General features: G+C 69.6%; 25 protein-coding genes. 18 read left to right on the top strand and 7 right to left on the bottom strand.

Translation table 11 applies throughout. From position 1 onward, the window contains the following. Positions 1 to 8: 8 nt before the first annotated feature. On the bottom strand, positions 9 to 992 hold the full coding sequence (locus IM725_RS00830) for a LysR substrate-binding domain-containing protein (protein WP_193778663.1): 984 nt from the start codon (positions 990 to 992) through the stop codon (positions 9 to 11). A gap of 117 nt (positions 993 to 1,109) precedes the next feature. On the opposite strand from IM725_RS00830, the gene IM725_RS00825 reads away from it, so the two are divergent. From IM725_RS00825 to glmU, 5 genes are all read left to right on the top strand, one after another. Further along, complete coding sequence (locus tag IM725_RS00825; protein WP_193778662.1) at positions 1,110 to 1,580, top strand: DUF2917 domain-containing protein; 471 nt, start codon at positions 1,110 to 1,112, stop codon at positions 1,578 to 1,580. Between the two features lie 31 nt (positions 1,581 to 1,611). Next, the gene (locus IM725_RS00820; RefSeq protein WP_193778661.1) at positions 1,612 to 2,211 is read left to right on the top strand and encodes a TetR/AcrR family transcriptional regulator; all 600 of its coding nucleotides are present in this window, start codon (positions 1,612 to 1,614) and stop codon (positions 2,209 to 2,211) included. Between the two features lie 90 nt (positions 2,212 to 2,301). Then, positions 2,302 to 3,291 (top strand): MBL fold metallo-hydrolase, encoded by a 990-nt coding sequence (locus IM725_RS00815; protein WP_193778660.1) that lies wholly within the window; start codon positions 2,302 to 2,304, stop codon positions 3,289 to 3,291. A gap of 103 nt (positions 3,292 to 3,394) precedes the next feature. Then, complete coding sequence (locus IM725_RS00810) at positions 3,395 to 3,808, top strand: hypothetical protein (protein WP_193778659.1); 414 nt, start codon at positions 3,395 to 3,397, stop codon at positions 3,806 to 3,808. Between the two features lie 28 nt (positions 3,809 to 3,836). Continuing rightward, positions 3,837 to 5,237 carry a bifunctional UDP-N-acetylglucosamine diphosphorylase/glucosamine-1-phosphate N-acetyltransferase GlmU gene (gene glmU, locus IM725_RS00805; protein WP_193778658.1) on the top strand — a complete coding sequence of 467 codons (1,401 nt, stop codon included), beginning with the start codon at positions 3,837 to 3,839 and terminating at the stop codon, positions 5,235 to 5,237. A 93-nt stretch (positions 5,238 to 5,330) separates the two neighbouring features. Here glmU and IM725_RS00800 read toward each other — a convergent pair whose 3' ends face one another. After that, positions 5,331 to 5,822, bottom strand: coding sequence for an Lrp/AsnC family transcriptional regulator (locus IM725_RS00800; protein WP_193778657.1), 492 nt, complete (start codon positions 5,820 to 5,822; stop codon positions 5,331 to 5,333). Between the two features lie 140 nt (positions 5,823 to 5,962). Here IM725_RS00800 and glmS point away from each other — a divergent pair, with 140 nt between their 5' ends. Then, entirely contained in the window at positions 5,963 to 7,813 is a 1,851-nt protein-coding gene (gene glmS / locus IM725_RS00795; protein WP_193778656.1) for a glutamine--fructose-6-phosphate transaminase (isomerizing), read from the top strand. Between the two features lie 452 nt (positions 7,814 to 8,265). On the opposite strand, the gene IM725_RS00790 is transcribed toward glmS, so the two are convergent. Beyond that, a complete protein-coding gene (locus IM725_RS00790; RefSeq protein ID WP_193778655.1) occupies positions 8,266 to 9,123 on the bottom strand; it encodes a GIY-YIG nuclease family protein in 858 nt (285 codons plus the stop codon). A 76-nt stretch (positions 9,124 to 9,199) separates the two neighbouring features. Here IM725_RS00790 and IM725_RS00785 point away from each other — a divergent pair, with 76 nt between their 5' ends. Next, positions 9,200 to 9,493, top strand: a complete 294-nt coding sequence (locus tag IM725_RS00785; protein WP_193778654.1) for a hypothetical protein — start codon at positions 9,200 to 9,202, stop codon at positions 9,491 to 9,493. On the opposite strand, the gene IM725_RS20235 is transcribed toward IM725_RS00785, so the two are convergent. Together IM725_RS20235 and IM725_RS00775 are read right to left on the bottom strand one after the other, a co-directional pair. Continuing rightward, complete coding sequence (locus IM725_RS20235; protein ID WP_227753474.1) at positions 9,482 to 9,874, bottom strand: zinc ribbon domain-containing protein; 393 nt, start codon at positions 9,872 to 9,874, stop codon at positions 9,482 to 9,484. The two genes, IM725_RS00785 and IM725_RS20235, sit on opposite strands and share 12 nt — an antisense overlap. 149 nt (positions 9,875 to 10,023) lie before the next feature. Beyond that, positions 10,024 to 11,421, bottom strand: coding sequence for an aminotransferase-like domain-containing protein (locus IM725_RS00775; RefSeq protein ID WP_193778653.1), 1,398 nt, complete (start codon positions 11,419 to 11,421; stop codon positions 10,024 to 10,026). Between the two features lie 394 nt (positions 11,422 to 11,815). Here IM725_RS00775 and IM725_RS00770 point away from each other — a divergent pair, with 394 nt between their 5' ends. The 11 genes from IM725_RS00770 (at position 11,816) to IM725_RS00720 (ending at position 20,838) form a co-directional block, all read left to right on the top strand. Beyond that, positions 11,816 to 12,298: an MSMEG_0572/Sll0783 family nitrogen starvation response protein gene (locus tag IM725_RS00770; RefSeq protein ID WP_193778652.1), complete on the top strand. Its 483-nt coding sequence runs from the start codon at positions 11,816 to 11,818 to the stop codon at positions 12,296 to 12,298. Between the two features lie 18 nt (positions 12,299 to 12,316). Beyond that, positions 12,317 to 13,366 carry a Nit6803 family nitrilase gene (locus tag IM725_RS00765; RefSeq protein WP_193778651.1) on the top strand — a complete coding sequence of 350 codons (1,050 nt, stop codon included), beginning with the start codon at positions 12,317 to 12,319 and terminating at the stop codon, positions 13,364 to 13,366. Next, the gene (locus tag IM725_RS00760; RefSeq protein ID WP_193778724.1) at positions 13,329 to 14,408 is read left to right on the top strand and encodes an MSMEG_0568 family radical SAM protein; all 1,080 of its coding nucleotides are present in this window, start codon (positions 13,329 to 13,331) and stop codon (positions 14,406 to 14,408) included. Before IM725_RS00765 ends, IM725_RS00760 begins: the two co-directional genes overlap by 38 nt. A 3-nt stretch (positions 14,409 to 14,411) precedes the next feature. Next, positions 14,412 to 14,984: an MSMEG_0567/Sll0786 family nitrogen starvation N-acetyltransferase gene (locus IM725_RS00755; RefSeq protein WP_193778650.1), complete on the top strand. Its 573-nt coding sequence runs from the start codon at positions 14,412 to 14,414 to the stop codon at positions 14,982 to 14,984. After that, positions 14,981 to 16,000 carry a sll0787 family AIR synthase-like protein gene (locus tag IM725_RS00750; protein WP_193778649.1) on the top strand — a complete coding sequence of 340 codons (1,020 nt, stop codon included), beginning with the start codon at positions 14,981 to 14,983 and terminating at the stop codon, positions 15,998 to 16,000. Before IM725_RS00755 ends, IM725_RS00750 begins: the two co-directional genes overlap by 4 nt. Next, positions 15,990 to 17,198: an MSMEG_0565 family glycosyltransferase gene (locus IM725_RS00745; RefSeq protein WP_193778648.1), complete on the top strand. Its 1,209-nt coding sequence runs from the start codon at positions 15,990 to 15,992 to the stop codon at positions 17,196 to 17,198. Before IM725_RS00750 ends, IM725_RS00745 begins: the two co-directional genes overlap by 11 nt. A gap of 24 nt (positions 17,199 to 17,222) precedes the next feature. Continuing rightward, on the top strand, positions 17,223 to 17,504 hold the full coding sequence (locus IM725_RS00740) for an MSMEG_0570 family nitrogen starvation response protein (protein ID WP_193778647.1): 282 nt from the start codon (positions 17,223 to 17,225) through the stop codon (positions 17,502 to 17,504). A gap of 46 nt (positions 17,505 to 17,550) precedes the next feature. Then, entirely contained in the window at positions 17,551 to 18,837 is a 1,287-nt protein-coding gene (locus IM725_RS00735) for an MSMEG_0569 family flavin-dependent oxidoreductase (RefSeq protein ID WP_193778646.1), read from the top strand. A gap of 48 nt (positions 18,838 to 18,885) precedes the next feature. Continuing rightward, positions 18,886 to 19,353, top strand: a complete 468-nt coding sequence (locus IM725_RS00730) for a nuclear transport factor 2 family protein (RefSeq protein ID WP_193778645.1) — start codon at positions 18,886 to 18,888, stop codon at positions 19,351 to 19,353. Positions 19,354 to 19,471: 118 nt separating this feature from the next. Further along, complete coding sequence (locus IM725_RS00725; RefSeq protein WP_193778644.1) at positions 19,472 to 20,269, top strand: PIG-L deacetylase family protein; 798 nt, start codon at positions 19,472 to 19,474, stop codon at positions 20,267 to 20,269. Between the two features lie 206 nt (positions 20,270 to 20,475). Then, positions 20,476 to 20,838 carry a hypothetical protein gene (locus IM725_RS00720; RefSeq protein ID WP_193778643.1) on the top strand — a complete coding sequence of 121 codons (363 nt, stop codon included), beginning with the start codon at positions 20,476 to 20,478 and terminating at the stop codon, positions 20,836 to 20,838. A gap of 39 nt (positions 20,839 to 20,877) precedes the next feature. On the opposite strand, the gene IM725_RS00715 is transcribed toward IM725_RS00720, so the two are convergent. Together IM725_RS00715 and IM725_RS00710 are read right to left on the bottom strand one after the other, a co-directional pair. Further along, positions 20,878 to 22,053 carry an MFS transporter gene (locus IM725_RS00715; RefSeq protein ID WP_193778642.1) on the bottom strand — a complete coding sequence of 392 codons (1,176 nt, stop codon included), beginning with the start codon at positions 22,051 to 22,053 and terminating at the stop codon, positions 20,878 to 20,880. Further along, positions 22,050 to 22,862 (bottom strand): GNAT family N-acetyltransferase, encoded by an 813-nt coding sequence (locus IM725_RS00710; RefSeq protein ID WP_193778641.1) that lies wholly within the window; start codon positions 22,860 to 22,862, stop codon positions 22,050 to 22,052. The genes IM725_RS00715 and IM725_RS00710 overlap by 4 nt, the downstream gene beginning before the upstream one ends. Positions 22,863 to 22,865: the final 3 nt, after the last annotated feature.

Raw genomic sequence — 22,865 nt, 5'->3', positions numbered from 1 at the left:
CGCATCGGCTAGTCGATCCGGTCCACGGTGTCCGGATCGGGCACCTCGCCGATGGCCTCGCGCGTGAGCCCGGCCTGGCCCAGCAGCCATTCGCGGAAATCCCGCACCTCGGGCCGCTGCGCACTGCGCGGACCCACCAGCAGCCAGTAGGCCATGGGCGAATCCATGCGCTGCCTGGGCAGCGGCTCCACCAGGTCACCGTTGGCCAGGGCCTCGGCGATCATCGGAAGCCGGGCGAGCACCACGCCCTGGCCGGTCAGCGCGGCCTGCACCATCTGATAGGCGTAGTTGAAATAGAGCCAGCGCTTGGGCTGCAGGCGCGCCAGGCCCTGCTCGTCGAACCAGCGGCGCCAGGTCAGCCACTCCAGGTGGGTGCGGTGGGCGTCGCCGGCCTCGATCAGGGTGAAGGGCTCCAGGTCGGCCGGCCGCAGAAGCGGCGGCGCCGTCTTGAGCAGCCAGGGGCTGGCCACCGGCGTGAGCTGCTCGCCGAACAGGCGCACCGCCTGCGGCGGCATGGCCGAGCGCGGGCCGTAGCGCAGCGCCAGGTCCACGTCGGCCACGTCCAGGTCCAGCGTCGCGTCCGAGGCATCGATGCGGATGTCGATGTCCGGGTGGTCGCGCTGGAACTGCTCCAGCCGCGGGATCAGCCACATGGAGGCGAAGGAGGCGAAGGTGGTGAGCGACACCGCGCGCCGCCCGGCGGTCTGGCGGATCTGCCGCACTGCGCCGTCGATGCGCGGCAGCGCCTGGGTCACCGCGGTCAGCAGCTGGGCGCCCGCGCTGGTCAGCTCCACCGCCCGGGTGTGGCGCAGGAAGAGGCTCACGCCCACCTCTTCCTCGAGCGCCTGGATCTGCCGGCTGACCGCGGACTGGGTGAGCGCCATCTCTTCGGACGCAGCGCGGAAGTTGAGGTGACGGGCCACGGCCTCGAAGGCACGCAGGTGCCCGGCGGCAATGGGCCGGGTGCGCAGGTGGGTCTGCGAGTGCTGCATGGGCTGGACCCCGATTGATGCGAAACGCGAATGAATAGCTTATCGGGATTTCATTGGACCGTCGAGCGGGGGCGGAACACCATGCAATGCCGAATGCGAAAAATTTGGAGATTCGCCATGACTCTGCATCCGCCCCGCAACACCCCGTCCGCCGCTGCCGGGAACTGGCAGCTTCCCGCCGGCCGTGCCCTGGCCCTGGAGCCCCGCCGGCCCGGCCGGCTGCATGTCGCGCGCGGCGCGGTCTGGGCCACCCTGCACGGTCCGCTGTCCGGCCAGCCCGACCGTTCGCAGGACCTCATGCTGCAGGCCGGCGACAGCCTCGCGCTGCGTCGCGGCGACCGGCTCGTGATGGAGCCGCTCCAGCGCGGCGAGCCGGCCTGGTTCCGCTGGGACCCCGCGCCCGTGCCGGTTCGCGTGCCGGCGGCGCAGGCCCTGGGCGAGCCCTGGGCCCAGCTGCGTGCGGCCGGCGGGCTCGCCGGCCACGCCCTGGTGGCGCTCGCGGCCGGGCTGGTGCGGGTCGCGCTCACCGCGGCGCGCCCGGCGGCGGCGTCCCCACCGGTGGCTGGCTGCGGCAGCGTCCACGGCTGAGGCGGGTGCGGCGGCGCACATAATCGCCGCCATGGCCCGACCCAAGTCGTCCCAGCACGAACTCAAGCGCGACGAGATCCTGGACGTGGCGGCCCGCTGCTTCGCGCAGCAGGGCTACCTGGCCGCCAGCATGAACGACGTGGCCGCGGCCTGCGGCACCTCCAAGGCCCGGCTGTACCACTACTACGACAGCAAGGCCGCCATCCTGTTCGACCTGCTGGACCGCTACACCCAGCGCCTGCTGGCGGTGATCGGCCAGGTCGAGGCCACCGCCCAGCGGCGCAGCCTGGACGAGCGCGCCGCCCTGCACGAGCTGGTGCGCGCCTTTCTCCAGGAATACGAGACCTCGGCCACGCGCCACGCCGCGCTGCTGCACGACACGCAGTTCCTGGGCGAGGCGCAGCGCGAGCTGGTGCTGGACCGCCAGCGCGACGTGGTGGCCGCCGTCACGCGCTTCCTGCGGCGGGCCTACCCGCAGCGCGTCACCGCGGCCAACCAGACGCCGGTCGCGATGATGCTGTTCGGCATGATCAACTGGACCTTCACCTGGCTGCGCCCTGGCGGGCGCCTGAGCTACGCCCAGTTCGCCGAAGAGGTGGTGGCCATGCTGGAGCACGGGCTGGGCGGCTGACGCGCGGCAGCCGCCGTGCTGCAGGGGTCGGCGGGCTGGAATTCAACTATCCGTAATCGATTACGATTAGCGGAATCTCGAAAGACACGCATGTCCAAAGCCTTCGCCAGCCAGGCCGACCTCGCCGACAAGAAGATCACCTTCGAGCAGCTCAGCGCGCACTGCTGGGCCTACACCGCCGAGGGCGACCCGAACTCCGGCGTCATCATCGGCGAGAAGTTCATCATGGTGAGCGATGCCACGGCCACGCCGGCCATGGCGCGTGACTTGATCGCCCGCATCCGCGAGGTGAGCGACAAGCCGATCAAGTACGTGCTGCTGACGCACTACCACGCGGTGCGCGTGCTGGGCGCCAGCGCCTACGCGGCCGAGGGGGCGACCGAGATCATTGCCAGCCAGGGCACGCTGGACCTGATCGTCGAGCGCGGCAAGGAGGACATGCAGTCCGAGATGGAGCGCTTCCCGCGCCTGTTCCGCAATGCCGAGAGCGTGCCGGGCCTCACCTGGCCGACCCTGGTGATCGGCGGCGGCAACCCGGCGCGGGGCGAGGTGCCGGGCAGGCTCACGCTGGACCTGGGCGGCGTGACGGTGCAGGTGTGGCACCCGGGCCCCGGCCACACGCGCGGCGACACCATCGCCTGGGTCGAGGCCGAGAAGGTGCTGTTCTCGGGCGACCTGGTCGAGTACGAGGCGGGCGTCTACACCGGCGACGCCCAGCTCGAGGAGTGGCCCGCCACGCTGGAGGCCCTGCGCGCGCTGCGCGCCGAGGCCCTGGTGCCCGGCCGCGGCGAAGCCATGAAGGGCAACGCCGAGGTCAACAAGGCGCTGGACTACACCCGGCGCTGGGTCGAGACGCTCTTCGGCGCCGCCAAGGAGGCGGCTGCCGCCAACATGGACCTGAAGGCGGCCATGGCCCACACCCGCAAGGCCATGGACCCGGTCTTCGGCCATGTGTTCATCTACGAGCACTGCCTGCCCTTCGACGTGAGCCGGGCCTACGACGAGGCGCGCGGCATCAAGAACCCGCGCATCTGGACGGCCGAGCGCGACAAGGACATGTGGGCCTCGCTGCAGGCCTGAGCGGCGCGTAGGACGGGCCGCACGCGCGGGGTGTGCACCGTCCTGCCGCACGGCTGGGGTGCGGCCCCTACGCTGGGCGTCCCTGTCCAGTCCCGCCCGCACCATGTCCACCCAGACGCCCCGCATCCTCCAGCAGCAGCCCGAGCGCCGCAGTGCGCCCGAGCAGCAGAATCCGGCCCGCCCTTCGTCCGACGCCCCGCCCCAGGGCGGCGACGCCCCCATGGGCGAAGGCAGCTACGAAGGCAGCCGCGACTACGAGCGCCGCACCGCGGACTACCTGAAGACGCACGACGTGGCGCGCGACGCCGAGGCGGCCCGCCCGCGTTCGGCCGAGGAGGCGCGCGAGATGGAGCGGCCGAAGAGGAAGGCCGCTCGCATTCCAAGGGCGAGCGCTGAGCCCGGCCTGAGCGCCGCAGCCGCGCCCGTGCGTCGCCGCCCCGGGTGCGCGGCCTCCCGACCGCCGCGCTTGGCCCCTTCGGGCCGCGGCCTGCCTTGCCTGCCGCCCCGGGCGGGATAATCCCGTGCTGGACTCTGCAAGGACACGAATGACTGCGATCGACGCCGTGATCATGGCCGCGGGCAAGGGCACGCGCATGAAAAGCCGCCTGCCCAAGGTGCTGCACCGCCTGGCGGGCCGGCCGCTGCTGCAGCACGTGCTGGACACGGCGGCGCGGCTGCAGCTGCGCCACTGCGTGGTGGTGACGGGCAACGGGGCCGAGGCGGTCGAGGCCGCCGTCCAGGCCTGGCCGCGCGACACCGGCTCGGCCACGCCGGCCTTCGTGCGGCAGGAGCCGCAGCTGGGCACCGGCCACGCCGTGCAGCAGGCCCTGCCGCAGCTGCCGGGCGAGGGCACCACCCTGATCCTCAATGGCGACGTGCCCCTGGTCGATGCGGACACGCTGGCCCGGCTCGCGCAGCGCTGCCAGGGCGAGCGCCTGGTGCTGCTCACCGTGACGCTGCCCAACCCGGCCGGGTACGGGCGCATCGTGCGCCAGGGCGACCATGTGCGCGCGATCGTGGAGCACAAGGACGCGAGCGAGGGCGAGCGCGCCATCCGGGAGGTCTACACCGGATTCATGGCGGTGCCCAATGCGAAGCTGCGCGACTGGCTGGCCCGCATCGACAACCGCAACGCCCAGGGCGAGTACTACCTCACCGACATCGTGAAGCTGGCGGTCGCCGACGGCGCCGAGGTGGTGGCGCTCGAGGCGCCGGAGCCCATGCAGGTCGAGGGCGTGAACAGCCCGGTGCAACTGGCTGCGCTGGAGCGCGCCTACCAGCTGCGCGAGGCCGGCCGATTGCTGGAGGCGGGCGTGCGCCTGGCGGACCCGGCACGCATCGACGTGCGCGGCACGCTGGAATGCGGGCAGGACGTGGAGATCGACGCCAACTGCATCTTCGAGGGCTGCGTGACGCTGGGGGACGGGGTGCGCATCGGCGCGAACTGCGTGATCGCCAACGCGGCCATCGCGGCGGGTGCCGTGATCCATCCCTTCACCCACATCGACGGCGAGAAGGCCGGCGTGCGGGTGGGCGAGGGCGCCTTGGTCGGGCCTTTCGCGCGGCTGCGGCCCGGCGCGCAGCTGGGGCCCGAGGTGCACATCGGCAACTTCGTCGAGGTGAAGAACTCCAGCCTGGCGCGCGGCGCCAAGGCCAACCACCTGGCCTACCTGGGCGACGCCACCGTCGGGGAGCGGGTGAACTACGGTGCGGGCTCCATCACCGCCAACTACGACGGCGCCAACAAGCACCGCACGGTGATCGAGGACGAGGTGCACGTGGGCAGCAACTGCGTGCTGGTGGCGCCCGTCACCCTGGGCCGGGGCGCCACCGTGGGCGGCGGCTCCACCATCACCCGCGACACGCCGGCCGGGGCGCTGGCGGTGGCGCGCGGCAAGCAGGTGGTGATCCCGGACTGGAAGCGGCCGGAAAAGAAGAAGGGCTGAGGCCTGCGCCGGGGCCAGGCCCCGAGCCCCGGGCCCCGGCCGCGCCCTGCCGGCTCGCGCAGACCGGGCTCGCCCTGGCTGGCCGGTGCGGGCTCAGCCCCGCGCCAGCGCGATGCGGGGCGCGAACTTCGCCCGCTTCACCGCGAAGAAGGCCTTCACGTTGCGCACGTGCAGGTCCGCGGTGAACAGGCGCTGCGCCAGCGCCAGGTAGCCGGGCATGTCGCTGGCCTGCACCACCAGAACGAAATCCGGCCCGGGCGAGACGCGCCAGCACTGCTGGACGGCATCGTCCTGCACCACGCGCGCCTCGAAGCCGTCCAGGGCCTCGGCGTCCTGCCGGTCCAGGCTCACTTCCACGATGGCCTGCAGCCCGTGCCCCTGCACCTGCGCCAGCCGCTGCGGATCCACCAGCCCCACGATGGCCTGCAGCAGCCCGCTCTCGCGCAGGCGCTTGACGCGCCGCAGGCAGGTGGGCGGCGAGACGTGCACCCGCGCCGCCAGGTCCTGGTTGCTGAGCGAGGCGTCCCGCTGCAACTGGTCCAACAGAGCCAGGTCGATGGCGTCCAGTGTGAAAGAAGATTCCATTTCGGACTCGGTGATGGACAAAAGAGAATGTTATGAAGTACGAAGAAATAATAGTTCATAAGAATGGAATTTGAGATCGCATATTTCTTGACCTCGCCACTACAGTCTCCGCTCTCCAGCTTGATTTCCAGGGGCATCCCATGTGTGGCATCGTCGGCGCCGTCTCCACCCGCAACATCGTTCCCATCCTGGTCCAGGGCCTGCAGCGCCTGGAGTACCGGGGCTATGACTCCTGTGGCGTGGCCGTCTGGGACCAGGGCCTGAAGCGGGCCCGCAGCACCGACCGGGTCGCCAAGCTGCTGCGCCAGATCGAGGACGACCGGCTCACCGGAACCACCGGCATCGCCCACACGCGCTGGGCCACCCACGGCGCGCCCGCGGTGCACAACGCCCACCCGCACTTCAGCCACGGGCCGGGCGAAGCCGCCGCGGACCGGCCCGGCCGCATCGCCCTGGTGCACAACGGGATCATCGAGAACCATGACGAACTGCGCGCCAGCCTGCAGGCGCGCGGCTACCGCTTCGCCAGCCAGACCGACACCGAGGTCATCGCCCACCTGGTGGACAGCCTCTACGACGGCGACCTGTTCGAGGCCGTGCAGGCGGCGGTGAAGCAATTGCATGGCGCCTACGCCATCGCCGTCTTCTGCAAGGACGAGCCGCACCGCGTGGTGGGCGCGCGTGCGGGCTCGCCGCTGATCCTGGGCGTGGGCCTGGAGGGCGGTGAGAACTTCCTGGCCAGCGACGCGATGGCGCTGGCCGGTGTCACGGACCAGATCGTCTACCTGGAGGAGGGCGACGTGGTGGACGTGCAACTGGGCCGCCACTGGATCTCGGACCGCAACGGCCGCAGCGTGGAGCGCCCGGTGCGCACCGTGCAAGCCCACAGCGGCGCGGCCGAGCTGGGCCCCTACCGCCACTACATGCAGAAGGAGATCTTCGAGCAGCCGCGCGCGGTGGCCGACACGCTGGAGGGCATCGCCGGCATCGTGCCCGAGCTGTTCGGCGACGGCGCGCACCGCGTGTTCCGCGAGATCGACTCCGTGCTGATCCTGGCCTGCGGCACCAGCTACTACAGCGGCTGCACCGCCAAGTACTGGCTGGAGGGCATCGCCAAGATCCCGACCCAGGTGGAAATCGCCAGCGAATACCGCTACCGCGAGTCGGTGCCCAACCCCAACACCCTGGTCGTCACCATCAGCCAGTCGGGCGAAACCGCCGACACCCTGGCCGCGCTGCGCCACGCGCAGGGCCTGGGCATGGACAAGACCCTGACCATCTGCAACGTCGCCACCTCGGCCATGGTGCGCGAATGCCGGCTCGCGTACATCACGCGCGCAGGCGTGGAGATCGGCGTCGCCTCGACCAAGGCCTTCACCACGCAGCTGGCGGGCCTGTTCCTGCTCACGCTGGTGCTGGCGCAGGCCAAGGGCCGGCTCAGCGACGCGGAGGAGGCGGCGCACCTGAAGGCCATGCGCCACCTGCCGGCGGCGCTGGCCGCGGTGCTCGCGCTGGAGCCGCAGGTGATCAGCTGGGCCGAGGATTTCGCGGGCAAGGAGCACGCGCTGTTCCTGGGCCGCGGGCTGCACTACCCGATTGCGCTGGAGGGTGCCCTGAAGCTCAAAGAGATCACCTACATCCACGCCGAGGCCTATGCCGCGGGCGAGCTGAAGCACGGCCCGCTGGCACTGGTGACCAGCGAGATGCCGGTGGTCACGGTGGCGCCCAACGACGCGCTGCTGGAGAAGCTCAAGAGCAACATGCAGGAAGTGCGCGCGCGTGGTGGCGTGCTGTATGTGCTGGCCGATGCCGACACCCGCATCGAGAGCGGCGACGGCCTGCACGTGATCCGCATGCCCGAGCACTACGGCCCGCTGAGCCCGCTGCTGCACGTGGTGCCGCTGCAGCTGCTGGCCTACCACACGGCCTGCGCGCGGGGCACGGACGTGGACAAGCCGCGCAACCTGGCGAAGAGCGTGACGGTGGAGTGAGTGCGGCCCCGGGCGCAAGGCACTGCGCAGACCAAACGGAAGTTGGTGAAACCTGATAGTCAGGGCCGGTGGAAGCTGATACTCGCCTCTGAAACGGAGTCGTAAACGCCGGAGCTTCCGGCAGGCGGAACAGCCTTTGTACGAGGTGGCCGGCACTCGCCAAGACTTCGGAGGACTGAGCGCGTCTGGCCCCGTCGCCTACGTTTTGCCTTCCAACCGAAAACGGAGGCTTACGATGGCATCAAAGACCAGCAATTCGGGGGCGCAGCCCAAGTCCGGCGGACAACCGCAAGGCCAAGCCGGCGGTCGCGGAGCTCAGCGACCGCAGTACCTCGACAACAAGCCGAGCACTACGGGCGGCGTGTCGGGCGGCGGCCGCAGCAACAGGTCGCCTGGGCAGCCGAAGTAGCGCGTTAGAGCCGCGGTGGTGTCGCCCCGCCTGACCGACGGCATCAAGCCTGGGGGCCTTGGCGGACCGCGGCGTCCAAGGTCTTTCCGTCCTTGTTCTTCCAAGAAATCCAGCCGTTCATGTTGTTGCCCACGACGATGGCTGCCGCCCCACTGGGCGACTTGAAGACGTAGTCCTCAGTGAAAATGAGCTGGTCGCCGGCTGGTTCCAGCACCCCCGCTGCCTCCAGCTGCTTTCGAAGAGCGTGGAACCCCTTGTCCTTGAAGCTGTCGGTAACCTGGCCGCGGGCCTTGGAGCCTTTGAGCACGGCCATCCCCTCGGCCGTGTACTGCGCCCTTGCATCGGCGCCAGCCGCAGTGCAAAAGTACAGGTTCGCTGCGTCGCCGACCGGCGCCGGCTTCTCAAACAAAGGGAAGCCAAGTGTCGCCATAAGCGACTCACCGGTCTCAAACAGCTCTTCGCACTCCGCCTCCATCGGCTTCGTTGTGTTCAGTTTGCTCCCGTTCGTGTCGTTCTCGACTGTGTAGCGCCCGGCCGCCTTGGCGCGCTGAATGCAGAGGCGCTCGAGGTACAGCGAGTGAGTCGTAGTGAGGCTATCGGCGCGCGACAGCATGACCACGGCACGGTGCCAGAAGTCCTTCTCCTTCTGGTGCTTCACCAAGCGCTTTTTCAAGTCTCCGGTCTGCCCGATGTACACCTGCGGCTTGGCGGACTCTTCCCCTTCACCGAACAGGAAGTACACGGCGCCTCCGGCGGATTCCGGCATAGCCAGGAAATCCTTCAGCAGCTTGCGCGGGACCTCGATGAGCCGCACGATGCGCGTGGTGATTTCGGCCTGGCGGATGCCTTGCGGGTCGCCAGAGGGAAGAAAAATCTGGATGGTCTTGGCGCGGATTGACATATTGCTGAGGTTCGCCTCAGAGCATCGTATAGCGGTTGGGGACTTTGCCGTGACCGCAGGAGCGAACGGAGAACCCATGCACATCGTCATCGCCACCCTTGAGACCTCCAACTTTCGCTTTGAAGCCGCTGGCGCGACTGAAGCCGAGGCCATGGAGTTGCTCGCAGGGGCGCGGAGCCGCCATTTCGACGAGATGGGGCAGCCGGCAAACATGGTGTCGTCCGATGCCGTCTTGGAGGCCACCGAAAGACCGGACACGAGGTACTTCGTGAACTCCCGCGCACCGCCGATCAGCACGCTTTCCCCTACGAGGACTCGGGTGGCTGTACCACCCCAACTTCGCCCGAATCGCCGGGGCTCAGTTCTCTGACGAAGTTGCGTGCACGTAGCCCAGCGCTCCCCAGGAAGCAAGCTTGCCGTTGACGGTGGTGTAGGAGTAGATAACGCGGCTCTGGTACCGCACGCTCATTGACGTGAGCTGACCTGCAATGGCACCGATCAAGGGACCGTCAGCAGCGAATGCGCGCTTTATGGCCTCCTTGTGACGCTCCTCGGAAGGGTTCAGGGCTGCTGCCAGCAAAACGGCAAGGGCAAAGCCAATCAGCGCACGAACCGCGTACCTGGCAGAGCGCGGAGAGCCGTCACTGCCTCTGGCCGCACGTTGCGCATGTTTCGGAGCGCCGCAGTGTGGGCACGCACTCGCCTGGTTCGAAATCTCTTTGCCGCACTCACTGCACGCGATCAGCGCCATTCCGAGCTCCTGCTGAGTTCGCCCGATGCTACTGCACCGGTCCAGTTCTTCACCCGATCGTCGCAGCGCCCTGCTGCCTGGGCGGGAAAGATGGCAGGGGCAGCGGCCAGACCCGGGCAGCACCCGACGCGAAGCAAGGGCTGACCGGGTCACAGGATGGTGGCGTGTGGATGCCGTGGATGCTCGAGCGTGTCTGCGATGAGCCTCAGCGCGTCATCGCAGCCGTTGCGGGACAAGGACCCGCCCAGGCACACGCGCACGGCATCCGGTGGGTCCCCATCGGTCGAGAACGCCGCACTGGCGACGACCCCGACCCCCTGGGTACGCAGGAACGAGGCGAATTCCACCACGCTCCAGGACGAGGTCAGGGGCAACCACAGGTGGAAGCCCTCCGGGTGTGCGACGACGCCGTAGCGCGCCAGCCACTTGGCGGCGAGGGCCTGCCGCGCCACGGATTCGGCACGGATCGCGATGAGCACCGCTTCCGCCGTGCCGTCCATCAGCCATCGGGTGGCCAGGGCGTTGGTGTATGGCGAGGCCATCACCGTGGTGGCGCGCAGGGCGCCAGCGAGCCGCTTCGCCGCCGTCTCCGTGGGGGCGCAGACGAACGCCGTCCGCAGGCCGGCACCGAGGCACTTGCTCAAGCCTGAGACGTAGTACGTCAGCTCGGGCGCCATCGACGCCAAGGGAGGTGGCGCCTCCAGCGGCAGCATCGCGTACGCGTCGTCCTCGATGATGGGCACGTTGAAGCGCAGCGCGATGTCGGCCAGTGCTTCGCGGCGGCTGCGCGAGGTGGTGGTGGTGGTCGGGTTCAGCAAGGTCGGGTTGATGTACAGCGCCTTCGGTTTGAGCCTCTTGCAGGCCAGCTCGAATTCCGCGGCGCTCGGGCCCTCGTCGTCCAGCGTCAGTGCATGCAGTTGCACCCCCAGCTGCGTGCTGATCGCCTTGATGCCCGGGTAGGTGAGCGACTCGACGCAGATCACCTCGCCGGGACGCGCGAGCTGCGATATCAGTGCCGCCAGCACGCTATGGATGCCCGGGCAGACCAGGACCCGTGCCATGTCGCACCCGGGCAGCCGCGTACGCAGCCACGCCGTGGCGGCCTCACGGTCCGCCAGGCTTCCGCCGAAGTCCTGGTAGCGCAGCAGCAGGTACGGATCGGTCCGTGCCATCAACTCGGCGGCGCCCGCCTGCATGCGCGCCATCAGCGCGGGCTCCTGCGGCTCGGGCGGCATGTTCATCGTCATTTCGGCGCCGCTGCCGCCGCGCAGCGGCAACGACGGGGCATGGCCCCTCACGAAGGTCCCCACGCCAGGCCGGGAATCGACCAGGCCGCGCTTTCTCGCCTCTGCGTAGGCGCGGGCGACTGTGGTGTAGTTGAGGCCCAGTTCCTGCGAGAGCTCGCGCAGGTTCGGCAGACGCTCGCGCGCGCCCAGGCGGCCGGTGCGCACATCCTCCGCGATCAGGTCCGGGATCAGCAGGTACGCCGGCCGGGGATCGGACTCGAGGCGGCGGGCCCAGTGGGCCGAGAGCTTGTTGAGGGGCATGGCAGCCTTTCCGGGTGAGGGGCCTGATTGCATCCATTGATTGCGCATGCCTGGCAATCAACCAGCGTGCTGATCGCAGATTGCGTGCCAGAGCTGGACGGATTTGCCGCACTGCGATGGTGCCGCCCGGACCGCTGATCGGAGGCATTGATCGGGCCCGCAGGCCCCACGCCGGGGCGTGCTTGCCAATGCGGATGAGCAGGTTTCCGTCGCCGCCGAACGCGCCGTGGTGCCCGTGATCTTTCGCTGTGGCCCGCTGGATCGCATCGCGCCGTTTTGATCGCACGCTGATCGCACGCAGACCGCCCTGCACGGCGCGCGGCGTGGCATGCGGCATGCAAGGCGTGGTGGCGCCCGGGCCCTCGGGCGTCCCTTCAAACCACGGAGTTTCACCATGCCCAAAGTCACCAAAGCCCCGAACCACACCGGCGACTTCCTCGTCGACTACGAAGAGAAGGTCTTCGAGGACGTGAAGGCCGAGCCTGGCGAAAAAGCGCTCGTCACCTTCCACACCGTGGCCTTCGAAGGCTCGATCGGCTTCGTCAACCTCCTGCAGGCCACGCGGCTGCAGCGCAAGGGCTTCGAAACGTCGATCCTGCTGTATGGCCCCGGCGTGACGCTGGGCGTGCAGCGCGGCTTCCCGACGCTGGGCGCAGAGGCCTTCCCCGGCCACCAGAACTTCAACAACCAGATCACGAAGTTCATCGCCGAGGGCGGCAAGGTCTATGCCTGCCGCTTCGCGCTGCAGGCGCTGTACGGCCACGGTGAAGGTGCGCTGATCGAGGGCATCCGCCCCATCAGCCCGCTGGACGTGCTGGACATCGTCCTGATGCACCGCAAGGCCAACGCGTTCATCCTGGACACCTGGACCCTGTAAGCGGGGCGCGAGACCGTCATGCCGCAACCCCGTGTTGTCCGTGCTGCCGCCGTCCAGATCGCGCCGGATTTCGACGCGATCGACGGCACGCTCAACAAGGTCTGCGACGCGATCGATCGCGCTGCAGGGCAGGGCGTGCAGCTGATCGTGTTTCCCGAAACGTTCCTGCCGTATTACCCCTACTTCTCGTTCGTGAAGCCACCCGTGCAGATGGGGGCCGACCACATGCGGCTCTATGAACGTGCCGTGGTGGTTCCGGGGCCGGTGACGCAGGCCGTGGCGCAGCAGGCCCGCGCCCGCGGCATGGTGGTCGTCCTCGGCGTCAACGAGCGCGACTTCGGCTCGCTCTACAACACGCAGCTGATCTTCGACGCTGACGGCACGCTGATGCTCAAGCGACGCAAGCTCACGCCCACCTTCCATGAGCGCATGGTGTGGGGCCAGGGGGACGCTGCCGGCCTGAAGGTGGTGGACACCCGGGTCGGCAAGGTCGGCGCGCTCGCCTGCTGGGAGCACTACAACCCGCTGGCCCGCTACGCACTCATGACGCAGCACGAGGAGATCCACTGCGCGCAGTTTCCTGGCTCGCTGGTGGGTCCCATCTTCGGTGACCAGATGGAGGCGACGATCCGCCACCATGCGCTGGAGGCCGGCTGCTTCGTCGTCAACGCCACCGGCTGGCTGACCGACGCGCAGATCGCCGCGATCACCCCGGACGCCAGCCTGCAGAAGGCGCTGCGCGGCGGCTGCAACACCGCCATCGTCTCGCCGGAGGGGGTGCACCTCGCGCCGCCGCTGCGCGAAGGTGAAGGCATGGTGGTGGCCGACCTTGACATGTCGCTGATCACCAAGCGCAAGCGAATGATGGATTCGGTGGGCCACTACGCGCGTCCCGAGCTCCTGAGCCTCGCCATCAACGACCGCCCCGCCCTCACGGCATCGGCAATGCCCGAGCCTTTCTCCCGGAGCCCTGTCCATGAACACGACGACCGACCCCACGCAAGCGCTGTCCCAGCAAACCCGGCAGCTGATGACGGAACTGCAGTCCTTCGGGTTGCGGCTGGCTGAACCCGGCTCGCCCCATGGCGGCGTGGCAAGCCGCCGCGGCGGCGCGGGGCCGTCGGACCACAAGGCGGTCACCGTGGACGGGCACACGATCATGGTCCCGGTGCACACCTCCAGCGCGTGGAACTCGCCGTTCGTCGCGCAGGCGCCCGATGCACAGGGGCGCAGCGCACTCACGCGCAACGCCATTCCCATCGCCAGCATCAGCTTCCCGAAGGCCCCCCGTTTTTACGAGCTGCAGACCCAGGACGGCGTGCCGTACTCGCACATCGCGACGCTGCACGGTTCGGACGTGCTGGCCACCACCGTCCTGCAGACCTGCATCCGCTACCAGAGCCGCACCAAGACCTGCCAGTTCTGCGCGATCGGCCAGAGCCTGGCCGCCGGCCGCACCATCGCCCACAAGACACCCCAGCAGCTGGCCGAGGTGGCGCTGGCGGCGGTGCGGCTGGACGGCGTGAAGCACATGGTCATGACCACCGGGACGCCGCCGACGCCCGACCGCGGCGCCGAGGTGCTGGTGGAGAGCGCCCGTGCCATCCGGGCGGCGGTGGACATCCCCATCCAGGCCCAGTGCGAGCCTCCCGACACGGACGCATGGTTCGACCGCATGCGCGAAGCGGGCATAGACACCCTGGGCATGCACCTGGAAGCGGTGTCCCCCGCAGTGCGCGAGCGCATCATGCCCGGCAAGGCGAGCGTGCCCATCGCGCGTTACCTGGAGAGCTTCGGGGCCGCGGTCCGGGTCTTCGGCCGTGGCCAGGTCAGCACCTACATCCTGGCCGGCCTGGGAGACAGCCGCGAAGACATCCTCGCCATGTGCGAGACCCTCCTGGCGCTGGGCGTGTACCCCTTCGTCGTTCCGTTCGTCCCGATCAGCGGCACACCGCTGGAAGACCATCCCGCGCCGTCGCCCGGGTTCATGCGCTCGGTGCTGGAGCCGTTGGGTGCGATGGTGAGTGCGGCCGACCTGCGCTCGTCCGACATCAAGGCCGGTTGCGGAAAGTGCGGTGCGTGCTCGTCCCTGTCCGTCTACGAGCGCTGAGCCATGGACGCCCTTTCGACCTGGTGCGAGCTGCCGACGACCTTCGTCCCGTGTGAATTCCGGGTCAAGTGGGCGGACGGGGGCTGGGAGATCAACGAAGCCCGGAAGCTGCGGCGCGCGGTGTTCTGCGAGGAGCAGCGTGTGTTCGTGGACGACGATCTGGATGCGATCGACGCCCACGCGCAGCCACTGGTGGCGCTCTCCTGCGTGGGCGGCATGAGCGAGCGGGTGGTGGGCACGGTACGCATCCACCGCGGCGCCGACGGTGACCGGGACGGCGTCTGGTGGGGCTCGCGGCTGGCCGTGCATGCCGACTACCGCAGGCACGGCCGGCTCGGCGAGGCCTTGATCCGGCTCGCGGTCGCGAGTGCGCATGCGCGGGGATGCCGGATCTTCCTGGCGCACGTGCAGCAGCAGAACCAGGCGCTGTTCGAGAAGCTGCACTGGACCTCGCTGCGCGAGGAGACACTGCACGGGCGGCCCCATGTACTGATGCAGGCCGACCTGGCGCACTATCCGCCCTGCCACGATCCGCTCACCGGCTTCGTGAATGCCGCGACGCGGGGTGGCGCATGACGGACGGCGAGCTCGCCGCGCTCGCCGCCACGCTGCGCGCCGGACGCGGGTTCGCGCACAAGCGCGACATCGGCGAGGTGATGGCGACGCTGGCGCAGTCCCTGCCTGGCGGCGCCGCCGACCTGGCGCAGGCGGTGGCCATCGGCGACGACTGCGCCGCCATCCCGGACCCCTCCGGCCACGGCTGGCTGCTGTTCGCCATCGAGGGCTTCCTGGACGACTTCGTGCAGGCCATGCCGCGCTTTGCCGGCTGGTGCGGCGTGATGGTCAACCTCAGCGACATCTGTGCCATGGGCGGCCGGCCGATCGCGGTCGTCGACGCCTTGTGGAGCCGGGGCGGTCCCGACGGCCAGGAAGTGCTGCGCGGGATGGCCGATGCGTCCGCGTGCTACGGCGTTCCCATCGTCGGGGGGCACAGCAACAGCCGCTCGGACCGGGCCGCTCTGGCCGTGGCGATCCTGGGCCGTGCCAACCGCCTGTTGACGAGCTTCAACGCCCGCCCCGGCGATACGCTGGTGATGGCCATCGACCTGCGCGGGGCGTACGAGGAGCCGCATCCATTCTGGAATGCGTCCACCTCGGCGCCGGCGCAGCGGCTGCGCGATGACATCGAGCTCCTGCCCAGGCTGGCCGAGTCCGGCCTGTGCGACGCCGCCAAGGACATCAGCAACGCCGGCGCGGTGGGAACCGCCCTGATGCTGCTCGAATGCTCGAAGGTCGGTGCGCAGATCGAGGTCTCGGCCATCCCGCGCCCCCCGGGCGTCGCGCTGCAGCGCTGGCTGCAAACCTTCCCCAGTTTTGGTTTCGTCTTCAGTGTGCGGCCCGCGCAGGTGGAGGCGGTCCAGGCCCATTTCCAGGCGCACGGCATCGACTGCGCCAGTGTGGGCACGGTCACCGCAGACACGCGTGTGTGGCTGCGCGACGGCGACTGCCAGGCCTTGCTGTGGGACGTGGCCACCGAGCCGTTCATCACGGCCGGCGCCAGCGCGCGGCCGGAGGGCTTCCATGCCGGATGAAGCTCGCACCCCGCTGGCGATCGGCCTCTTGACCCACTCCGTGAACCCACGGGGCGGCGTCGTCCACACGCTGGAACTGGCCGATGCGCTCCACGAGCGCGGCCATCGCGTGACCGTGTTCGCGCCGGCGTTCGCCGGCCAGGCGCTGTTCAGGCCGACACGCTGCGCCGTCGAATTGGTGGCGCTCACCGAGCGCACGAACTCGGTGGTGGACATGGTCGCCACACGTCGCGCCGCCTTTGTGCAACACCTGGAGCGCACGCTCGCCACACGCCACTTCGACGTCCTCCATGCGCAGGATGGCATCGGGGGCAATGCGCTCGCCGACCTGGTCGAGGCGGGCCGGATCGAGGGGTTCACCCGAACGGTCCACCACCTCGACCACTTCGACGATGCCCGGCTGATGACCTGGCAGGCGCGCGCCTTCACCGCGGCGAGCCAGGTGCTGTGTGTCAGCCGCACCTGGTGCGACCGGCTGGCGGCGGACTTTGGCGTTGCGGCACGCCTTGTGCACAACGGGGTCGACCTGCGCCGCTATACGAACCGGCCCACGGCGCAGGATGCCGCCGTGGTGGCGCGCCATGGGCTGCGGCCCGGGGGGCCGGTGTTCCTGGCCGTCGGCGGGGTGGAGGAGCGCAAGAACACCTTGCGCATGCTCCAGGCCTTCCTGGCGTTTCGCGTGCACCGGCCAGCGGCGCAACTGGTCATCGCCGGCGGCGCCAGCCTCCTGGACCACGACGCGTACGGGCGACAATTTGCAGCCTTGCTGGCCGCCAGCGGCGCGGGCAACGACGTCGTGATGACGGGCACGGTTCCCGATGAGGACATGCCGGCCCTGTTCCGCGCCGCGGACGCCCTGTTGATGGCATCGCTGCGCGAAGGCTTCGGCCTGGTCGTTCTCGAGGCCCTGGCCAGTGGAACGCCGGCCGTGGTGTCGCGCATCGCACCATTCACCGAGTACCTCCCCGAGGACGAGCGCATGGGCCACTGCTGCTGGGCCGACCCGCATTCGGTCGACGCGATCACGGCCGCCATGGCGCGGGCCTGCGACCCCGCCCATGCCCGGGCCCTGGCCACGGCCACGCCCGCCGTGTGCGAACGCTTCAGCTGGCAGGCCAGCGCCGCAGCCCACGAGGCCCTCTACCGCGCCCGGTGCGCGGGTTCTCGTGCCCAGGCCGCGCTGCGTCTGCAGGCCTGACCCATCGCTGCCCCAGGAACGCCCATGCCCGCCATCCATTTCAAGCTCCGCTGGCCCGACGGCCGGGAGATGCGTTGCTATTCACCGTCGCTGGTCGTCAAGGACCACCTGACCGCCGGCGTGCGCTACCCGATGCCGCAGTTCATGCGCGTGGTGCGGGTATCGCTGCACACGGCGTCCGAACGCGTGCGCCAGAAGTACGGCTTCGCCTGTTCGATGGCACTGGACCAGCTTGCCGCGATCGAGGAGGTCGCACAAGCCTATGACGACCTCGCCGAGGTCGAGGTGCTCGGCTTCGAGGACTGAGTTGCGGCACCTCAACCCTTCGTCCCTGTCTTTACGGAATCCACGCATGAACCCCACTCCCACCCACCACAGCGTCGTGATCGTCGGCGGCGGCCAGGCCGGCCTCTCGCTCAGCTACTACCTGAAACAGCGCGGCATCGACCATCTCGTCGTCGAGAAGCACGACCCGGTGCACGCCTGGCGCGACCAGCGCTGGGACAGCTTTTGCCTGGTCACGCCGAACTGGCAGTGCAAGCTGCCGGACTGGGAATACCGCGGACCCGATCCGCATGGCTTCATGAAGAAGGACGAGATCATCGACTACCTCGAAGGCTTCGTGAAGCACGTGGATGCACCCCTGCTGGACCACTGCGCGGTGCGCCGCGTCGTGCCGACGGCCGATGGCTTCTCGATTTCCACCTCGCGCGGGGAATTCACGGCCGACCAGGTCGCCGTCTGCTCGGGCGGCTACCATGTGCCGGTGATCCCACGACTGGCCGAACGACTGCCACGCGACATCGTCCAATTGCACTCCGAGCAGTACCGCAATCCCCAGGCGCTGCCGGAAGGCGCCGTGCTCGTGGTGGGCAACGGCCAGTCAGGCTCCCAGATCGCCGAGGACCTTCATCTTGCCGGCCGCCGGGTGGTGCTGGCGACGGGGGACGCGCCGCGCTGCGCCCGCTTCTACCGGGGCAAGGACGTGGTCGACTGGCTCGCCGAGATGAAGTACTACGACATGCCGGTGGACGCCCATCCGCTGCGCGAGGGTGTGCGCGACAACACCAACCACTATGTCACCGGCCGTGACGGCGGCCGTGACATCGACCTGCGCCGTTTCGCTGCCGAGGGCATGGAGCTCTACGGCCTGCTGGTGGGGCTCGACGGCGACGTGCTGCGCTTCGCCCCGGACCTCGCCGCCAACCTTGCCCATGCGGACGCTGTCTACAACGGCATCAACGCGTCCATCGACAAGTACATCGCCCAGAACGGCATCGATGCCCCCCCGCCTTCGGTCTACACGCCCGTGTGGGACGTGGCGCAGGAGCGGGAGCGGCTCGGCCTGCGCGAGGCGGGCATCACATCGGTGATCTGGTGCATCGGCTTCCAGCCGGACTTCTCGTGGCTGGAGGTGCCCGTGTTCAATGGCCGTGGCCATCCCGGGCACCGGCGCGGCATCACGGCGCAACCGGGGCTCTACTTCCTCGGCCTGCCCTGGCTTCACACCTGGGGCTCCGGGCGTTTCTCGGGCGTCGCGCGCGATGCCGCCCACATCGCCGAAGCCATCGAGCAGCGCCAGGGCGCTGTCGAAGCGGCGAGGGCGCGCCCGGCACCGGCGGAAGCCCTGGCCGCCTGATGCCGCAGGCTGCGACGCGCCACCCACGACCTCGAAAGGACCTGCGCCATGGAGACCAAGCCGCCGCTGCCCCCCTTCACCGACGAGACGGCCGCACGGAAGGTGCGCATCGCCGAGGATGCCTGGAACACCCGCGACCCGGACCGGGTCGTGCAGGTCTACACCGAAGACACGCGGTGGCGCAACCGCAGCGAGTTTCCGGTGGGCCGTGCCGAGGTGCATGCCTTCCTGGTGCGCAAGTGGACGCGCGAACTCGACTACCGGCTGATCAAGGAGCTCTGGGCCTGTGCCGGCCACCGGATCGCGGTGCGCTTCGCCTATGAATGGCACGACGACACCGGGCAGTGGTATCGCAGCTATGGCAACGAGAACTGGGCGTTCAACACGTCAGGCTTCATGGAGCAGCGCTACGCGAGCATCAACGACCTGCCCATCGAGCCCGGGCAGCGCCTGTTCCACTGGCCGCTGGGCCGGCGGCCCGACGGTCACCCCGGCCTGAGCGAGCTGGGCCTCTAGCAGGTCGATGCTGCCGGTTGGCCCCGTCGAGGTGAGTGTGCGCACTTGAGTTCGGCTCGTGCAAGACCGATGGCTCGCCAGACCCCCGGGCGCTCGCGTTTCCGCAATAATTTGGGCAGTGCTGACCGATCTTCCTGCGTCCCCGTCCCTCTTTGTCCAGCCGCACTACGACGACGCCGCGCTGTCGTGCGGTGCGACCGCCGCGCAGATGGCGGCCCGGGGTGCGCCATGCACCGTGGTCACGGTCTTTGCAGGGGATGTGGACGACGAGGACCTGGACGAGTTCGCGGCGCGCAAACACAAGCGCTGGAACCTGGGCGGCGCCGCGTCTGTGCTGTACACCAGGCGCGAGGAAGACGTGGCCGCAGCCTGCCAGCTCGGTTGCGAACTGCTGTGGCTGGACCACCCTGACGCCATTTACCGGGACGGGCTGTACGGAAGCGACAGCCGGCTTTTCGGCCTCGTCCACGAGCAAGAGGTCTCGTTCCCGGAGGAACTGGCGGCGCAACTGATCGCGCTTGACGGGGTGACCCGTGATTTCGCCCTCTATGTGCCGCTGGGCATCGGCAACCATGTGGACCACCAGCTGGTCTTCGACGCCGGGTGCCTGCTGGCTGCCCAGGGCTGGCAGGTCTTTGCCTACGAAGACCTGCCGTACACCCTGCACTCGCCGCACAAGCTGCAGGAGCGCCTTGACGCCGTGGCGCCTTGGCTGGGCGACGAGATCAGGCACCCCGTGGAAGCCGGCTTCGAGCGAAAGCTCCAGGCGATCTCGGCATACCGGTCGCAGCTTTCCACGATCTTCCGCTTCACACCCGACTGGCGGGCCTCCATGCGCGACCATGCACTGTCCCGCGGGGGCGCCCAGGTGGTCGAGCGCTTCTGGCGCATCACCCCCTTCGACGCCGGCGGCTAAAGCCTATCCCGACCCAGCGCCGCCGACGGTGCGAGGGACACACCGCCTCCGGGCGCGCCCGGATTCACCCCCACAAGCTGCAGCGCTCCGAACACCTGCGCCGTGACACGGACGCATCGTCTTCCTGGCCTGGCGATGCCTGGCCGGTGCGAAGGGACGCGCACGCATGCACAATGTCAGCCACAGAGCTGATCGGGGGGAGACACATGATGTTCACATTGAGCGTCGAGCGAGGTCGGGATCGCATCCTCGTCGTGCTGTCAGGGCACGCCGCCCTGGCTGAACTTCTCAGCGGAATCGACTTTCTCGCGCAGCTTTGCCGGCGCGGTGGCATCGACAAGGCCATGCTCGACCTGATGGCGATCGACCACGACTTGTCCCAGCAGGAACTCGAGGACATCGGGCGGTACATGGCCCAGACGCTGGCCGGGCTGGCCAAGGTCGGCGTCGCCGTCGCAACCGACCAGCACCGGGGGATCGCAGCCGCGCAAGCGCGGGACATGGGCCTGAACCTGCGGCCTTTCCACACCATCGCGGAAGCCGAGGCCTGGCTGATGAGTGCCGACTGAGTCCACGCACTTGGATCGCTTTCGCGTGCCGCAGAGAAGTCAGCACAGCGAAGCCAGCGCCGACAGGGCGACACCACATCCCATGGCGAGGATCACAGGCGACGACGAGAGGCCGCACAGGATGGCGAGGCCGTAGACCGCCAGCAGTGCCAGCGACATCGCGTTCTCGATGAAGTGCTGCACGGCGAGCCACTCGCCCGGACCGCCCGCGCGCTTTCCGCCTGCCTGCACCCGTGCATTGGACGCCACGAGGGCCCATCCTGCAAAGACCCCCACGGCCCCGAGCAAGGGCAGTGCCGTGGCAAGGCCCGTCGCGAACGCCAGCAGCGACAGCGTGGCGCCCCCGCCCAAGGCCGCCAACGCCGCCGTTCGCTCGCGGGCGAGGGTGGTCCATCTCCCCGCGGCTGCGGCCCCGCAGACCATGCCGGCGGCGACGGCGAGCTGCAGCCATGCGGCGGACGACAGCGGAAGCTGCAGCCGCTGCGTCGTCCACCGCAGCACCTCCAGCTGCAGCACGGCGGCGACACCCCAGAGGGTGCTGGTGAGGGTGAGTGCGCCGCGGGTCTGCGCACACGACCAGAGGCTCATGGCCGCGCGCCGGAAGCGCAGGGCTGCCCCAGGGACGCGCCGCCATCCGCCGGGACGCACGGCCGGGGCGCGCAGCAACAACGACGAACACACGGCCGCGCCCACGAAGGCCGCATCCAGCCACCAGGCGGGGCGCTGCGCCATGCCGGCCAGGGCAGGGTGGCGCTCACCGGACGCCACCAGCGCGCCGCCGGCGCCGATGCCGAGGATGCTCGCGCAGAGCGTCGAAGCCTCCAGCCAGGCATTTGCAGCGACAAGGCGTGACGGGGCCACGAATTCGCCGAGGATGCCGTAACGCGCCGGCATGTGGGGCACCGCCCCGAGCCCCACGAGGGTGTAGGCCGCCAGCGGGCTGCCACCCGCCGCGAGCACCGAGCAGCCCAGCACCTTGACCAGGCTGGTCACCACCAGCACATCACGCTTGGCAAACGCATCGGCGACGGCACCGGCCACAACCGCGAGCAGCACGTAAGCCCCGTAGAACAGGATGCGCAGCAGGGGCGCTTCCCATGCGGGAGCGCGGGCCCTGGCCAGCGCCTGGACGGCGACGATCAACAGGGCGCTGTCGCCCAGGGTTCCGAGGAACTGGCCGGCGACGAGCAGCGGCAGGCTTGCCGCCCGCCTCAACGCGCCTCCAGCAGGTGGCGGCGGTAGCGTGGCGACAGCGTCGCCAGGTGAAGCAGCAGCGGCATGTCGGCCGTGCCGAAGGCCTCGTCGAGCGCCGGCGCGCCGAGGATGCGCGCACCGCATCGCAGGTACCCCTTGACCAGCGGGGGCGCCACGGGTGGCGCCGCCCCATCCGTGCTGAACCGGTGCAGGGGCAGGGGCCGGCGCGGCGTGACGTGCCACTGCGGCGCGGCCATGTGCGTGCCCCGCAAGGCATGCCACAGCGCGGCGGCGTTGCGGCCGCCATCGCGGATGCCGATGCTCGCGCAGCCGATCATCGTCTCCAGGGCATGCCGCTGCATGTACGCGGCCAGCGCGCTCCACATGGCCAGGATGACCGCCCCGCTTCGCCACTGGGGGTGGACGCATGAGCGGCCCAGCTCCAGCGCGCGCGGACGAAGCGCCTGGAGCGCGCTCAGGTCGAACTCGGTGTCGGTGTAGAACCCGCCGGCCCTGCGGGCCGCGTCCGGCGGAAGCACACGGTAGGTGCCCACCACCACGGCGGCCTCGCGCGGGCCCGCACGCACCAGCAGGTGGTCACAGAAGGCGTCGAACCGGTCCACGTCGAGCCCGCTGCCGGCGTCCTCGAGCTGGGCCCCCATTTCCTGGGCGAAGACCTGGTGGCGCAGCCGCTGGGCATCCTGGACCTCCGCCGCGTCCCGCGCCCAGACCAGCTCGAGCCGCGTGGCGGGGGGCGTCTGCGGGCCGGTCTGGGACCGGGCCTGCGCGGGCAGCGGCTCGCCCATGGCGGGGCTTGCGATGACAGGCATGGG

Origin of the sequence: Ramlibacter aquaticus, from assembly GCF_015159745.1 — a bacterium.
Taxonomy (GTDB): domain Bacteria; phylum Pseudomonadota; class Gammaproteobacteria; order Burkholderiales; family Burkholderiaceae_C; genus Ramlibacter; species Ramlibacter aquaticus.
This window is presented reverse-complemented; position numbering and strand designations above follow the sequence as displayed.

Coding starts and splice junctions, on each gene's coding strand:
- IM725_RS00830 (WP_193778663.1), bottom strand. CDS start 992: ATGCAGCACTCGCAGACCCACCTGCGCACCCGGCCCATTGCCGCCGGG.
- IM725_RS00825 (WP_193778662.1), top strand. CDS start 1,110: ATGACTCTGCATCCGCCCCGCAACACCCCGTCCGCCGCTGCCGGGAAC.
- IM725_RS00820 (WP_193778661.1), top strand. CDS start 1,612: ATGGCCCGACCCAAGTCGTCCCAGCACGAACTCAAGCGCGACGAGATC.
- IM725_RS00815 (WP_193778660.1), top strand. CDS start 2,302: ATGTCCAAAGCCTTCGCCAGCCAGGCCGACCTCGCCGACAAGAAGATC.
- IM725_RS00810 (WP_193778659.1), top strand. CDS start 3,395: ATGTCCACCCAGACGCCCCGCATCCTCCAGCAGCAGCCCGAGCGCCGC.
- glmU (WP_193778658.1), top strand. CDS start 3,837: ATGACTGCGATCGACGCCGTGATCATGGCCGCGGGCAAGGGCACGCGC.
- IM725_RS00800 (WP_193778657.1), bottom strand. CDS start 5,822: ATGGAATCTTCTTTCACACTGGACGCCATCGACCTGGCTCTGTTGGAC.
- glmS (WP_193778656.1), top strand. CDS start 5,963: ATGTGTGGCATCGTCGGCGCCGTCTCCACCCGCAACATCGTTCCCATC.
- IM725_RS00790 (WP_193778655.1), bottom strand. CDS start 9,123: ATGTCAATCCGCGCCAAGACCATCCAGATTTTTCTTCCCTCTGGCGAC.
- IM725_RS00785 (WP_193778654.1), top strand. CDS start 9,200: ATGCACATCGTCATCGCCACCCTTGAGACCTCCAACTTTCGCTTTGAA.
- IM725_RS20235 (WP_227753474.1), bottom strand. CDS start 9,874: ATGGCGCTGATCGCGTGCAGTGAGTGCGGCAAAGAGATTTCGAACCAG.
- IM725_RS00775 (WP_193778653.1), bottom strand. CDS start 11,421: ATGCCCCTCAACAAGCTCTCGGCCCACTGGGCCCGCCGCCTCGAGTCC.
- IM725_RS00770 (WP_193778652.1), top strand. CDS start 11,816: ATGCCCAAAGTCACCAAAGCCCCGAACCACACCGGCGACTTCCTCGTC.
- IM725_RS00765 (WP_193778651.1), top strand. CDS start 12,317: ATGCCGCAACCCCGTGTTGTCCGTGCTGCCGCCGTCCAGATCGCGCCG.
- IM725_RS00760 (WP_193778724.1), top strand. CDS start 13,329: ATGACGGAACTGCAGTCCTTCGGGTTGCGGCTGGCTGAACCCGGCTCG.
- IM725_RS00755 (WP_193778650.1), top strand. CDS start 14,412: ATGGACGCCCTTTCGACCTGGTGCGAGCTGCCGACGACCTTCGTCCCG.
- IM725_RS00750 (WP_193778649.1), top strand. CDS start 14,981: ATGACGGACGGCGAGCTCGCCGCGCTCGCCGCCACGCTGCGCGCCGGA.
- IM725_RS00745 (WP_193778648.1), top strand. CDS start 15,990: ATGCCGGATGAAGCTCGCACCCCGCTGGCGATCGGCCTCTTGACCCAC.
- IM725_RS00740 (WP_193778647.1), top strand. CDS start 17,223: ATGCCCGCCATCCATTTCAAGCTCCGCTGGCCCGACGGCCGGGAGATG.
- IM725_RS00735 (WP_193778646.1), top strand. CDS start 17,551: ATGAACCCCACTCCCACCCACCACAGCGTCGTGATCGTCGGCGGCGGC.
- IM725_RS00730 (WP_193778645.1), top strand. CDS start 18,886: ATGGAGACCAAGCCGCCGCTGCCCCCCTTCACCGACGAGACGGCCGCA.
- IM725_RS00720 (WP_193778643.1), top strand. CDS start 20,476: ATGATGTTCACATTGAGCGTCGAGCGAGGTCGGGATCGCATCCTCGTC.
- IM725_RS00710 (WP_193778641.1), bottom strand. CDS start 22,862: ATGCCTGTCATCGCAAGCCCCGCCATGGGCGAGCCGCTGCCCGCGCAG.